This window comes from Rhodococcus sp. NPDC056743 (assembly GCF_042790355.1).
Taxonomy (GTDB): domain Bacteria; phylum Actinomycetota; class Actinomycetes; order Mycobacteriales; family Mycobacteriaceae; genus Rhodococcus_F.
In genome coordinates this window covers 54,149-67,593 of record NZ_JBHTZI010000010.1, presented here as the reverse complement: position 1 = coordinate 67,593, position 13,445 = coordinate 54,149, and the positions used below count along the sequence as shown (strand labels likewise).

At 62.1% G+C, this 13,445-nt stretch carries 13 protein-coding genes; 6 read left to right on the top strand and 7 right to left on the bottom strand.

What is annotated here, in order from left to right; all coding sequences use genetic code 11:
• The first annotated feature begins 8 nt into the window (after positions 1–8).
• Positions 9–1,496 carry an acetyl-CoA acetyltransferase gene (locus tag ACFRFQ_RS22895; protein ID WP_378662664.1) on the top strand — a complete coding sequence of 496 codons (1,488 nt, stop codon included), beginning with the start codon at positions 9–11 and terminating at the stop codon, positions 1,494–1,496.
• Positions 1,497–1,525: 29 nt separating this feature from the next.
• Here ACFRFQ_RS22895 and ACFRFQ_RS22890 read toward each other — a convergent pair whose 3' ends face one another.
• Entirely contained in the window at positions 1,526–1,900 is a 375-nt protein-coding gene (locus ACFRFQ_RS22890; protein WP_378662661.1) for a hypothetical protein, read from the bottom strand.
• A 249-nt stretch (positions 1,901–2,149) separates the two neighbouring features.
• On the opposite strand from ACFRFQ_RS22890, the gene ACFRFQ_RS22885 reads away from it, so the two are divergent.
• Entirely contained in the window at positions 2,150–3,499 is a 1,350-nt protein-coding gene (locus ACFRFQ_RS22885) for a DUF222 domain-containing protein (protein ID WP_378662658.1), read from the top strand.
• Positions 3,500–3,607: 108 nt separating this feature from the next.
• On the opposite strand, the gene ACFRFQ_RS22880 is transcribed toward ACFRFQ_RS22885, so the two are convergent.
• From ACFRFQ_RS22880 to ACFRFQ_RS22860, 5 genes are all read right to left on the bottom strand, one after another.
• Positions 3,608–4,156, bottom strand: a complete 549-nt coding sequence (locus ACFRFQ_RS22880) for a TetR/AcrR family transcriptional regulator (RefSeq protein ID WP_378662655.1) — start codon at positions 4,154–4,156, stop codon at positions 3,608–3,610.
• 203 nt (positions 4,157–4,359) lie between these two features.
• Positions 4,360–6,168 (bottom strand): ABC-F family ATP-binding cassette domain-containing protein, encoded by a 1,809-nt coding sequence (locus ACFRFQ_RS22875; RefSeq protein ID WP_378662653.1) that lies wholly within the window; start codon positions 6,166–6,168, stop codon positions 4,360–4,362.
• On the bottom strand, positions 6,168–7,103 hold the full coding sequence (locus tag ACFRFQ_RS22870; RefSeq protein ID WP_033234267.1) for a 4-(cytidine 5'-diphospho)-2-C-methyl-D-erythritol kinase: 936 nt from the start codon (positions 7,101–7,103) through the stop codon (positions 6,168–6,170). Before ACFRFQ_RS22870 ends, ACFRFQ_RS22875 begins: the two co-directional genes overlap by 1 nt.
• A 58-nt stretch (positions 7,104–7,161) precedes the next feature.
• Entirely contained in the window at positions 7,162–7,938 is a 777-nt protein-coding gene (locus tag ACFRFQ_RS22865; protein WP_138872398.1) for an ABC transporter permease, read from the bottom strand.
• A gap of 31 nt (positions 7,939–7,969) precedes the next feature.
• Positions 7,970–8,971 carry an ABC transporter ATP-binding protein gene (locus ACFRFQ_RS22860; RefSeq protein WP_378662649.1) on the bottom strand — a complete coding sequence of 334 codons (1,002 nt, stop codon included), beginning with the start codon at positions 8,969–8,971 and terminating at the stop codon, positions 7,970–7,972.
• A 98-nt stretch (positions 8,972–9,069) separates the two neighbouring features.
• On the opposite strand from ACFRFQ_RS22860, the gene ACFRFQ_RS22855 reads away from it, so the two are divergent.
• Positions 9,070–10,038 (top strand): helix-turn-helix transcriptional regulator, encoded by a 969-nt coding sequence (locus ACFRFQ_RS22855; RefSeq protein WP_378662646.1) that lies wholly within the window; start codon positions 9,070–9,072, stop codon positions 10,036–10,038.
• Between the two features lie 98 nt (positions 10,039–10,136).
• Here the strand turns inward: ACFRFQ_RS22855 and ACFRFQ_RS22850 are convergent, their stop codons facing one another.
• A complete protein-coding gene (locus tag ACFRFQ_RS22850; protein WP_033234264.1) occupies positions 10,137–10,340 on the bottom strand; it encodes a cold-shock protein in 204 nt (67 codons plus the stop codon).
• A gap of 313 nt (positions 10,341–10,653) precedes the next feature.
• On the opposite strand from ACFRFQ_RS22850, the gene ACFRFQ_RS22845 reads away from it, so the two are divergent.
• From ACFRFQ_RS22845 to ACFRFQ_RS22835, 3 genes are read left to right on the top strand one after another with little or no spacing between them, the layout of a single operon-like run.
• Complete coding sequence (locus ACFRFQ_RS22845) at positions 10,654–10,863, top strand: heavy-metal-associated domain-containing protein (protein WP_033234263.1); 210 nt, start codon at positions 10,654–10,656, stop codon at positions 10,861–10,863.
• A 5-nt stretch (positions 10,864–10,868) separates the two neighbouring features.
• Positions 10,869–11,060 (top strand): hypothetical protein, encoded by a 192-nt coding sequence (locus ACFRFQ_RS22840; protein ID WP_378662642.1) that lies wholly within the window; start codon positions 10,869–10,871, stop codon positions 11,058–11,060.
• The gene (locus ACFRFQ_RS22835; RefSeq protein WP_378662639.1) at positions 11,057–13,294 is read left to right on the top strand and encodes a heavy metal translocating P-type ATPase; all 2,238 of its coding nucleotides are present in this window, start codon (positions 11,057–11,059) and stop codon (positions 13,292–13,294) included. Before ACFRFQ_RS22840 ends, ACFRFQ_RS22835 begins: the two co-directional genes overlap by 4 nt.
• The last annotated feature ends 151 nt before the right edge of the window (positions 13,295–13,445 follow it).

Genomic DNA, 13,445 nt, shown 5'->3' with positions numbered 1-13,445 from the left:
GGGACACGATGGTTGACGCGTCACGGATTCCCGTCATCGTCGGCGTGGGCGATCTGCGATGGAGTCCGGATGACGGGCACCTCGAACCCCTCGACTTGATCCACAACGCGACAGTTTCCGCCCTCGCAGACAGCGGAGAACCCTCACTCGGCAAGCACGTCGACACGATCTACGCGATCAAAACCGTCAGCTGGTCATACGACAACCTCCCCGAACTTCTGGCCGCCAGGTTGGATGCCACACCCGCGATCACCGCTACCTCACCGATCGGCGGACACTGGCCGGCTGCACTGATCGATCGAATCGGCGCCGCCATCGCAGACGGCACATCCTCCGTCGCACTTCTGGTTGGCGGTGAATCACACGCCACCACAACCGCACTGCGAAAATCAGGCGTCACTCCCAAGTCTCTCGGGTGGGCCACCGAACCTGGCGGGCCTCCCGGCTTCGATCCGGCCGATCTAGGCGGCGCCGAGATGCAGCGCGCGGGATTCATCGTCCCCACCCGCGTCTACCCACTGTTCGAGAACAGTTTCAGCGCATCGATCGGCCACGACACCGAAGCGTCACTGGCCTGGTCGGCACAGATATATTCCGAGTTCTCCGCCGTTGCCGCGAAGAACTCGGCATCATGGACGTCGGAAGTACGTACTGCAGAAGAGATCAGCACCGTCGGACCAGGCAACCGGATGGTGTCCGAACCTTATCCTTTGATGCTCAACGCCATGCCCTTCGTGAATCAGGCTGCTGCCGTGGTGATCTGCTCCCTGGCACGAGCCCTCGAATTCGGCGTCGATCAAGACAGACTTGTCTACCTGTGGGGTGGAGCCGGAGCCGTTGATCCACTGGATATATTGCGCAGAAACAACTTCCACAGCTCCGACGCCTTACAGAACGCTGTGCGGCGCACACTCGGCAACGCCGATGTCAGCGCCGAATCCCTCGACATCGTGGACGCATACAGTTGCTTTCCGATCGTGCCCAAGCTGCTGATTCACGAACTCGGATTGCCCCGTGACACCATCCCCAGCGTCACGGGTGGTCACTCGTTCTTCGGCGGACCACTCAACAGTTACACACTCCATTCCCTGACCGAAGTGACGCGCCGACTCCGATCAGGCGCCCAACTCGCCCTGGTTCACGGCAACGGCGGATTTCTCACCTACCAACATGCCGTGCTTCTGTCCGCGTCCGCACACGAACGCGGATATGTCGGGGATCCGCAGGCACACACCCTCTCACCCCAGGCTCCGGACCTAGCCACGGACTACACCGGAAACGCCAAGATCGTCACCGCCACGGTCGAATACAACAGAGGTGGCCAACCGGAAACCGGACTGGTTATCGCTACAACACCGGATGGCCGGCGCCTCGCGGGCCACACCGGTCCCGAGAATGCAGCAGAGTTGACTCAACTCAGCGGCACCAATCCCCCAGCGGTGGGTCGTCACGTTCACATCAGCGACGAGAACGGCCGACTCACGCTGAAGTTCTAGGTCCGCGGCCCCAACCTCATCACAACGCGTCACTGAAGAGGATCCACGACGAGCCACTGCACCGTGCCACCCACATTCCACAGTGCGCTCGGATTGTGGAGCGCCGCCGCGTACGTTGCTACAGCTTGGTCACCGGCGATCTCACCGCTCAGCCCTGACGGCGGGCTGGGCAACAGAAACTCGGAGGGGTTCGGGCCCGGCCAGACCGGTACGTCATCCGGGGAGATATTCGTGTCGAGATAAGCCGGTCGGTGTACGACCAGACGCGCGGGAACGGGTTTGGATTCAGCTGCCACGCCGACGTCGGTTGCCTCGACAACATCACCGGCTTCGCCGCCGCAGCTCACTACCGCGAGAAAAAGACCCGCAACTGCCAATCCCGCTACCGAACGACGTACCAGCACCGTATGCCCTCCCTGCCGTAAACCCCTGATGGATCAACCATCGCACAGATCCTTCGGCAATTCGCAGGATTGGCTCCGATCGAGACGAACGATTCCACGATCAGGTTTATCAATCCTTTTGACCGAAGCCACTATTCAGTACACCGTCGCTCGCGGCAATTCTCCGGCCTAACTCAAAATGCGTCCGAAATATCCCTTGAATCGAATGGATGTTCGAGTACAATTGGGGTCACGGGTGGGGAGGCCTTGATGACTACGGTGTGCGATTCAATTGCGGTGGGGGATGTTGTAGCCGGTTCGGCTATTGGTGTGCGTGGCCGGTTGTGGCGGTTGCGTCCGGCCGAGGTTCGTGACGTGACCGTCAGTGCATCGGCGGAAATTCTTCGGCTGGAAGCGATTCGGGTGGCCGCGATCGACGAGCTGGCACTCAATCCCGATGAGCAGGTGCTCTGTTACCGGGGTGTGGGTCGGTGGTTGGCGGCGAATACGATGCTGCAGAACTCGGCGGGCAACAGGATCGCTGCTCTCGGTGCCGCACTGCGGACATTTCCCGATATTGCTGCGCAGTTCGAGGCGGGTGATCTTTCGCTCGATCATGCGGCGTTGATCGCCGCGTTCTGTGAATCCCCACCGAAAGGGATGCCGGACATCGCATTAATACCAAGCCTGAAAACGCTGTTGGCCGCCGCATCCGGAGTAGAGGCTACGACTGTCAAGGTGCGGTATGCGATCGCTGTTCTGGAGCGGATTTTCGAATCCGACGAGCCGCCGCCCGGTGAGGACGTCGATCTCAATGTTTTGCGTATCGCGCCGACATTGAATGGTCGGGTCGCGATCAAGGGCGATTTCGACGCGTTGACCGGCGAGATGCTCCTGTCTGCACTGTCGGGGTTGTCGATGCCGAAACCCGCCGCGGACGGGACCCCGGATGCGCGGTCGGCAGCAAAACGAACCGCCGACGCGTTCACGGAACTGATCCGCCGCTATCTGGACAACGCCGCCACCGGCGTGGATGGTGGTCAACGTCCGCACGTGAATGTGCATATCACCGCGAAAGACCTTGCGGAGCATCGGGAATGCGCCACCATGCGAGCCGAGGGTGATGACGAACCTGATCTTGATGACGAGTCTGTGTTCGAGGATCTCGATGTCGGCTACATGCCGTGGATGGGGCCGCTCAGCGTGAGCAAAACTCGGATGCTGGCGTGTGATTGCATGCTCTCGACCGTGTTGATGGACGGCAGCGGCGCACCGTTGGATGCGACACCGCTCAAGCGTCTCGTCACGGCCGAGCAGCGGATTGCGTTGATCGCCCGGGACAAAGGCTGCGCGTTCCCCAACTGCGATGCCGTTCCGGCCTGGTGCGACGCACACCATATAAAACCGTGGTCGACGGGCGGTTTGACGGTGATGGACAACCTCGTGTTGCTCTGCCGCAGCCACCACACGTTGATTCACAGCACCAGCGGGTTCCGCGGAATCTGGAAAATCAAAATGGGTTCCGATCACAAACCCTGGTTCATCCCACCAGCAGCGATCGACCCGAAACAACGACGCCGACGCTCCACCACCCGCCACGGCCCCGTCCACCGGGACTGAAACCGGCTCTGCCGGAATCACATACCGCGTGAAGGCTTCGCATCACCAGCTAAGACGATGCGAAGCCCACACGCATGCGCCGGTTCGAAATACCGTCAGAGAACCTTGTCAGCCCGCGGGCAGGCGGAAGCGGTCGATCATCCTCGCCGGATCAATACTCTCCGGTGCTGTCCGCCGCAGCAGGGCATCCAACACGAGCCCATCCAGCGCCGCAACAAGCTCCGCGGCGTCGAGAGAAACCATGCCGAGTTCGATAAGCGACGAAACAAATCGATCCCGGCCGATCACCAGTTCCTCAGCGAGATCATCATCATGGAAGGACGCGATGATCAGTTCGTAGCGAGCCCGAGTGCGACTCGACTCCGGACCCAAAAATCGGGCGATCTGTTGCCGTGGGGTCTCCCCCTCGCGTGGTAGGTCACCGGCAAGCAGATGGCGTACTACCTCCAGTACCAACCCACGCTGGTTCGCGAAATGGTGCCGCGCACTCCCGTGCGGTACACCAGCCTCATCCTCGACCCCGCGCATCGACCAGCCACGGAAGCCCACTCTGCCGAGTAGCGCGAGCCCGGCGTCCAAGAGTGATTCTCGCGTCGATTTCTCCACGCAGAGAAGATACCGTGCTACCTTCTTCTCCGTACGGAGAAATCTCTCCACACGGAGAAATGTAACTGCCCTCAAGGAGCAATCATGGTCATTTTCTTCGATGTTCTGCTGATACTTTGCGTCGCCCTGATCGCCGGGTTCGGCGGGTACGTTATCTACCGTCTGATCAGCGACTAGGGACGCAAAAACCCGGCACCGCAAGAAAACTCACGACACCGGGTTTGCGACAATCTCACCGCCGATACGACAGATGCCTAGCCGTCGAGCTCCTCGAACAACTCCATCCACTGCTCTTCAGCAGCTTCCTTGTCCGCGAGAACGGTCTTGAGTTCGGCGCCGAGGCTCTGCAACTTGTCGGGGTCTGTTGCCGCGTCGGCCAGCGCTGCATGCAGCTTCTTCTCACGGTCGTCCAGCTTGGCGATGGAACGCTCGAGCTTCGAAAGTTCCTTACGTGCAGCGCGATCCGCTGCCCCGTCACGAACCTGCTTACTCTTGGTCGCGCCGCTGGCCGTGGATGCCACAGACGGGTTGTCTCCGTCGCCCATTGCTGCGCGTCGACGCAGGTAATCTTCGATACCGAGGGGCAGGTTGGTGAGCTTGCCGTCACCGAAGAGGGCCCAGGTGGTGTCACAGATACGTTCGATCAGGTACCGGTCGTGCGAAATCACGACCATCGTTCCCGCCCAACCGTCGAGCAGATCCTCGAGTTGCTGGAGGGTGTCGATGTCGAGATCGTTGGTGGGCTCGTCGAGGAGCAGCACGTTGGGCTCAGCCATGAGAACTCGCGTCAACTGCAGGCGTCGACGCTCACCACCCGAGAGATCCCCCACCGGCGTCCGCTGACGCGCCGGGGTGAAGCCCAGGCGCTCGGCCAACTGACCGGCCGAAACTTCTTTGTCTCCCAGAGTGATTCGCTCAGCCACGTCCTTGACTGCGTCGAGCACTCGCATGTCGGTGGGCAGATCGTCGAGTTCCTGCTTGAGCCAACCGATGTGCACGGTCTGACCCTGAATGCGCCGTCCCGCAGCGGGTTCCAGCTCGCCGGCAAGTGTGCGCAGCAGCGTGGTCTTGCCGGATCCGTTGACTCCGACGAGGCCGACGCGCTCACCGGGAGCCAGACGCCACGTCAGATCGTCGACCAATACGCGGCCGTCCGGGGTCTCGAGGCGAGCGTCTTCGAGTTCGATGACAACTTTGCCGAGTCGACGCTGCGCGAACGACGCCAAGGCGACGGCGTCACGAGGCGCGGGGACGTCGGCGATCAACGCTTCAGCGGCCTCGATGCGGTATTTCGGCTTGGAGGTGCGGGCCGGAGCGCCGCGGCGCAGCCACGCCAATTCCTTGCGCGCGAGGTTGCGACGACGCTCTTCGGAGGCGTCGGCCTGACGGGAGCGCTCGGCGCGGGCGAATACCCAGTCGTTGTAGCCACCCTCGTAGCTTTCGACGCCGCCGCCGACAACTTCCCACGTGCGTGTGGCAACGGTGTCGAGGAACCAACGATCGTGGGTCACGACCACCAGCGCGCTCCGACGCGACACGAGGTGCTCAGCCAGCCACTGCACGCCCTCGACGTCGAGGTGGTTGGTGGGCTCGTCGAGTACCAGCAGGTCCAGATCCTGGACGAGGGCCGCGGCCAGAGCGACGCGTCGACGCTCACCACCGGAGAGTCCGTCAACCTGCGCGTCCAGTGCGGAACGCTCGCCGCCGGCGCCGAGGTTGTCGATTCCGATACCGGAGAGCACGGAGCGAATTCGGGCATTGCCCGCCCATTCGTGCTGAGCCACACCCAGCGGGCCCAGAACGATATCGCCGACGGTGGATCCGGGAGGCAGCACACCGCGCTGCGTCACGACTGCCATCCGCAGCCCACCGACGCGGCTGACCCGACCGGAATCAGGTTCCTCGACGCCCGCGAGGACCTCGAGCATCGTTGTCTTGCCACCACCGTTGAGGCCGACCACGCCGATGCGCTCGCCTTCCTCGACGCCCATCGACACCCCGTCGAGCAACGGCTTGACGCCGAACGACTTCGACACGTTTTCCAGATTGATCAAGTTAGCCATCAGTGCTGTCCCTTTGCCGCTTTGTCGAGTATTCGTGCTCCGGGAACGGGTCCGCTCGCCACGCGAACGGTGCGGCACACCCCCGCTCCCGCAAGTTCAGCGCTGACATCTACGGCGGACTGTGCGTCGCTGCAGAGGAAAGCGCAGGTCGGTCCTGATCCGGAGACGATTCCTGCCAGAGCGCCGGCGTCGACGCCTGCACGCAGCGTCCGGCGCAGTGCCGGATTGAGCGACAACGCCGCCGCCTGCAGATCGTTTCCGAGAAGTGGTGCCAGTTGTCGCGGATCGCCGGTGGTGAGGGCGTGGATCAGATCGTCCGCGTCACCGAGTCGGTTCGGGGTGCCCTCGGCCCGCAGTTTGTCGAGTTCGCGGAACACCACGGGTGTGCTCAGCCCGCCCTTCGCCAGTGCCAGCACCCAGTGAAAGGTGTTTCGAGTCAGCACGGGAACGAGCTGCTCACCGCGCCCGGTCCCCAGCGCGGTGCCGCCGTGCAGTGAGAACGGGACATCGCTACCCAATTTCGCGGCAAAGCCGTCCAGTTCGCGCCGCGAGAGATCCAATTTCCAGTACGCATTGAGCGCAACCAACGTCGCTGCGGCATCCGCGCTGCCACCGGCCATCCCACCGGCGACGGGGATTCCCTTGTCGATGAGAATCTCGACGTCCGTCTCCACGCCGGCTTCGGCCGACAGCAGTTCCGCGGCCTTCCACACGAGGTTGGTGCGGTCGGTGGGCACGGCGGCGGCGTCATCGCCCACAACACTGACGGACAAGCCGTCTGCTGCCGACACCGTCACCGTGTCTGCCAGCGACAATGCCTGGAATACGGTGGTCAGATCGTGATATCCGTCGTCGCGCAGGTCCCCGACAGCCAGATGCAGATTCACCTTGGACGGGGCCCGGACTACTACAGGGCGTGGAACGACGGAGAGCACAAGGTACAACAATAGGCGCTGCGAACACCTGGGCGAAAACCTAGAACCGCCCGACGCCTCATTTGACTGCCCGAACCCCTACACCGAGGCCGACAACCGCGACGCTCACAGCCGCCACAACTCCGGCCAGAACGCTGCCCGATGCAAAGTCTCCGGCAAAGAGCGCACGCTCGGCATCCACGACGTATCCCAGTGGATTGATGTTCACGAGCACCTTCATCCAACCCGGTGCGTCGTCGAGCGGAAGCATGGTCCCCGAGAGAATCAAGAGCGGGAACATCAGCGTCTGTTGCACCACCCAGAACATCCAATCCTGCTCCCGCACAGCCAGAGCCAAGGCATAGGACAGAGCCCCGAGCCCGACGCCGAAAACTCCGAGCAGAACAATCCCGAGTGCCGCGCCGGCGGCGTTCACGTCCAACCCGAGCGGTAGCGCCACCAGAATGATCAGAATCGCCTGCGCTGCAAGCGGAACCATTTCCTTACATGCCCGCCCGATCAACAACGACGAGCGTCGTAGCGGCGTCACCAACATTCGCTCGTGAGATCCCTGCTGCATCTCGATCAGGAGGTTCGAGCCGGTCATCGTCGTTCCGAAGATCGCGATCATCACCAGCACACCGGGGATGAACCAATTCCACACACCGTCACCGGTGCCTGGAACGCCTTTGAGCAGTGGACCGAACAGTGCGAGCAGAATGAGCGGCTGAATGAGACTGAAGACAACGCTGACCGGGTCGCGCAGCATCGGCCGAAGTTCGCGCCCCATCACTATCGCGCTGTCGCGAACGATGTTGCCGCGCACAGCGCGTGGGGTATCGAGTGTGAGTGTCATGACAGAAGTCCTTTCGGTAAAAGTTCTCAGTCTAGGAAGCGACCGCGGCAGCGCTCTCGCGCAAGCTACGTCCGGTGAGGGTCAGGAAAACGTCGTCGAGTGTCGGACGGGTGATGTCGGCGGTCAGAGCCCGGGCACCACGAGCATCCGTTTCGCGAAGTAGCACTGGTAGCGTCGAATCACCTTCGCTCGCACGAATACTCACCCTGAGTCCGTCGACGGTGACCTCACGAACCGTGACAAGCTGCTCCGCCACCGACGCCGCGGTCACTGCATCCGACTCGGTCTCGAACGTCAACGACAGATGATCCCCCGCGAGGTCCGCTTTGAGCGCGGCGGCCGTGTTGTCGGCGATCACGGTTCCCTCGTCGATGACGATGACCCGCTCGGCCATCGAATCCGCTTCTTCGAGATAGTGCGTCGTCAATACGATTGTCGTACCCATCTCGCGCCGCAACCGGAGAATGTGATCCCACAGGTTGGCCCGACTCTGCGGGTCCATGCCGGTAGTGGGCTCGTCGAGAAACAACAGCGGCGGCCGATGAACCAGGCCGAGTGCAATGTCCAGCCGTCGGCGCTGGCCTCCCGACAACGTGCTGACCTTACGACTTCCGAGATCCGCGAGCTCGAGATCACCGAGAAGCTCGTCGGCCCGAACCTGCGAATCCGCTTTGGGCATTCCGTAGCAGAGCCCCTGGGTCACCAATTCGTCGCGAACCCGCTGGTTGTGGCCGGCGCCGTTGCCCTGCCCGACGTATCCGAGTCGCGAACGCACCTCGCTTCGTGCACCGGACACGTCGAATCCCGCTATCCGCGCACTGCCAGAGGTCGGTTCGAGCAAAGTGGTCAGCATGCGCAACGTCGTCGACTTTCCAGCGCCGTTCGGCCCCAGCAAAGCCACCAACTCCCCCTCCGCAACATCGAGCGTCACACCTTTGACTGCTTCGACCAGGTTCTTCCCCTGCGAGAAGTGCTTGGTGAGCGACTTCGTCTCGATCATCGGACCGTTGTGATTCATGATGCTGTGATTCATGATTGAGCCCCACATTTCTTCTCGATTTCTCGGATGCGGATCAACCTAGAATCAATTGAGGACCGTTACGGTCCTCAATCTCTGCGACACTGAATTTCATGAAGGAGACATCAGCTCGTCTACTGCGGTTGCTGTCGCTGCTCCAGACCCGTCGAGACTGGTCCGGCGCCGAACTCGCAGACAAACTTGCCATCACACCACGCACTGTTCGCCGCGACGTCGACCGCCTGCGCGACCTCGGATACCCGGTCGATGCGACGGTAGGCGTCGGTGGCGGATACCGTCTCGGCGCCGGGGCAGAGATGCCTCCCCTTCAACTGGACGACGAAGAAGTGCTTGCGGTGGCGCTGTCGCTCCAGTCCGGCGCTACGGGTTCGGTGGTCGGCATCGGCGAAGCCTCGATGCGTGCGCTCGCCAAACTCCGCCAGATCATGCCGCCCCGACTGCGTTATCGCCTGGAATCGCTGCAGATCGACGTGGTGCCGCGTGAACCGGCCGCAAGCGCCGTGGATGCCGCTGTTCTGTCCGCCATCGCGTCGGTGTGCCACAACCACGAGCGGCTTCGGTTCGACTACGCCACCCACGACGGCACACAGAGCCGCCGTGAAGTAGAGCCATACCGCCTCGTGCGGTCGGGAGTGCGGTGGTACCTGGTGGCGTGGGATCTCTCCCGTGAGGACTGGCGATCGTTTCGTGTCGACCGGATGGAACCTAAAATTCCTACGGGACCGCGGTTTTCACCTCGAGAACTCCCACCGGGAGGGGCTGCGGAATTTGTCTCCAAAGGAGTCGCCCGCGCATTTTCGTCCACGCGCGCAACAGTTCTGCTCCATGCACCTATCGAACAGATCGCGCCGATGGTCAGCGATCAGTGGGGGTCAGTGGAATCCGACGGCGAAAATCGCTGCGTCATAGCACTTTCAGGAACTTCACTGCGCTCCGTCGCACAATGGCTGCGAGCGTTCGAGGTGGACTTCACAGTCCTGAATCCACCCGAGCTACGCGACGAATGTCGAACGATCGCCGAGGAGCAGGCCGTGATCACTGCCCGTTATCGTGATGCCTGACAGCACTTTTCACTTAGATACAACAAAACCCCAACCCTGAAAGAGTTGAGGTTTTGTTGAGTACGTCATGCGCCGGTTGCCCGGCTCACATGGACGTCTTAGACGACGGTAACGCCGGTGGCCTGCGGGCCCTTGTTGCCCTGACCGATCTCGAACGCAACACGCTGGTTCTCCTCGAGAGTGCGGAAGCCGCCACTCTGGATCTCGGAGTAGTGAACGAAGACGTCAGCGCTGCCGTCTTCGGGAGCAATGAAGCCGAACCCCTTCTCGGAGTTGAACCACTTCACGATGCCCTCTGCCATGTAAATCTCCTCTAACACAGTGTCTACGGGCTGTCACTGCGACCGCCCGGGTCACTTACTACGACCGTTCTGAGACAAATCCGTGGAGGATGTCCAAACGCTCGCAACTTAACCATTTGCGAGCGTGGAAACACAAACACAAACACTTACGACCAACACAAGTAGATCACACATCCTCGACTTTGTCTCGCTTGAGTGTCAGATCACTCTCCAGCCCATTGACAGGCATACCCCCTGGGGGTACCTTGAATCTCGAAGCGATACCTACACGGGGTATCCGTACAATAGAATCAGTCAACCGAAGGGATCTCCCATGACCACCGCCGAATACACCGTTTCCGGAATGACCTGCGGACACTGCGTCGGATCCGTCAAGGAAGAGATCGGCAACATCGCCGGAGTGACCGCCGTCGACGTCGATCTGGCCAGCGGCCGCGTCAGCGTCACCAGCGACGCACCGGTATCTGCAACCGACATCGCCGCAGCAGTCGACGAAGCCGGCTACGCCGTCGTAGACAGCTGATGGCAATGCGCACCTCCACAACGCTTGCCGCCTACGCCGCAGGCCTGGTCGTCGTATTCGGCGCCGCCTTCGGCGTGGGGGCGGCAGTCGGCAGCCCCATCGAAACACCAGGGCAAACACCAAACCACACCCCGAGCCACGCGCCGGCGTCGAGCCCATCAGTCGCGCCCGCACCCCATGAGGAAGGTCACCGATGAGTACTCCCACCACCGTCGGTAGCGTCGAGCTTGCCATCACCGGGATGACCTGTGCGTCGTGCGCCGCTCGAATCGAGAAGAAGCTCAACAAGATCGAGGGCGTCAGTGCCACCGTCAACTACGCCACGGAAAAAGCCAAGGTCTCCTACCCGGACACCGTCGGGGTCGAAGAACTACTCGCCACCGTAGAAAATGCGGGCTACTCGGCGGCGCTCCCCACACCGCCCGCCACCACCGCCGGCGCAGACGCGGAGACCCCACAGGATCGTGACCTCCGCGAACTACGTACCAGGTTGATCGTCTCGACCCTACTCTCGGTTCCCGTCATCGCGATGGCGATGATCCCCGCACTTCAGTTCACGAATTGGCAATGGCTCTCCCTCACCCTGGCGGCACCGGTCATCGTCTGGGCGGCACTGCCATTTCATCGCGCCGCCTGGATCAACCTGCGGCACGGTGCAGCCACGATGGACACTCTCATCTCCATCGGCACCATTGCCGCGTTCCTGTGGTCGCTGTACGCGCTGTTCTTCGGCACAGCCGGCGAAGCCGGGATGAAACACGCGTTTTCACTCACCGTCGACCGGATGGACGGCACCGCCAACATCTATCTCGAGGTAGCCGCAGGTGTGATCACCTTCGTGCTGGCCGGACGCTATTTCGAGCACAAGTCCAAGCGCACGTCGGGTGCGGCGCTACGTGCCCTGATGGAACTCGGCGCAAAAGACGTTGCAGTACTGCGCGGCGGCACCGAGGTCAGAATCCCGGCGGAAGATCTCGTCACCGGCGACGTCTTCATCGTCCGCCCCGGTGAGAAGATCGCCACCGACGGCGTTATCACCGAAGGCCGCTCCGCCGTCGACCTGAGCATGCTGACCGGCGAATCGGTGCCCGAAGAGGTAGGCGTCGGCGACAGCGTTGTCGGAGCCACCGTCAACGTGGGCGGCACCCTGTCCGTCCGGGCCACCCGAGTCGGCAGCGACACCCAACTCGCCCAGATGGCAGCACTTGTCGAAGACGCCCAGAACGGCAAGGCCGACGTTCAGCGTCTCGCCGATCGCATCGCGGGCATCTTCGTTCCCGTTGTCATCGCGATTGCCGTTGCCACACTGGGTTACTGGCTCGGCAGCGGCAGTGGAATCGAGATGGCGTTCACTGCGGCCGTCGCCGTCCTGATCATCGCCTGCCCCTGTGCACTCGGATTGGCAACACCCACAGCACTGTTGGTCGGCACCGGTCGAGGCGCCCAGATGGGAATCCTGATCAAGGGCCCCGAAGTGCTGGAATCGACTCGCGCAGTGGACACCGTCGTCCTCGACAAGACCGGCACCGTCACCACCGGCCAGATGACTCTGCTCGACACCGTCGCAGCCGACGGAACCAGTGTCGATGACGTCTTACGTCTGGCAGGTGCGCTCGAACATCGCTCCGAGCACCCGATCGCTGCGGCAATTGCCAAGGGCGCCAAGGAAACAGTGGGCAAGCTTCCCCCGGTCTCCGACTTCGTGAACGTTGCGGGACGTGGCGTGCAGGGAATGGTCGACGGCCACGCTGTCGTAGCCGGCCGTGACGCATTGCTGGCGGACTGGGCGATGACGTTGCCCGAGAACCTGCGAGCCGCGAAGACTGCAGCAGAAGAAGCGGGCCGTACCGCCATCGCAGTCGGCTGGGACGGAGCAGCGCGCGGCGTCCTCGTGATTGCCGACGCCGTCAAAGACACCAGCGCCGAGGCGATCGCACAGTTGAAGGCGCTCGGCCTCGAACCGGTTCTGCTGACCGGCGACAACAAGACCGTCGCCAGGACCGTTGCAGACCAAGTGGGCATCAGCACGGTATTTGCCGAGGTCATGCCCGCCGACAAGGTCGACGCAGTCAAGAAACTGCAAGCGGAGGGACGCGTCGTGGCCATGGTCGGCGACGGTGTCAACGACGCGGCAGCCCTGGCTCAGGCCGATCTCGGACTGGCGATGGGTACCGGCACCGATGTCGCAATCGAAGCCAGCGACATCACCCTGGTTCGCGGTGACCTGCGCTCGGCAGCGGATGCAATCAGGCTCTCTCGCAAGACACTGAAAACCATCAAGGGCAACCTGTTCTGGGCTTTTGCCTACAACACGGCAGCCATCCCCCTCGCGGCGGCAGGACTGCTGAACCCGATGCTGGCCGGTGCTGCAATGGCATTCAGCAGCGTGTTCGTGGTGAGCAACAGCCTGAGGCTGCGCCGATTCAAATAAGTCAGAGCCACTGTGCGCCGTTGTGACAGCCATGGCTGTCACAACGGCGCACAGGGCTATTCGAAACACGCCCCACCAAACAACACAGCAGCGGAGGAAAAAAACCCAACCGAAAGAGGCACAAAAACCCCCAGCAAGAAGCTTACGACCG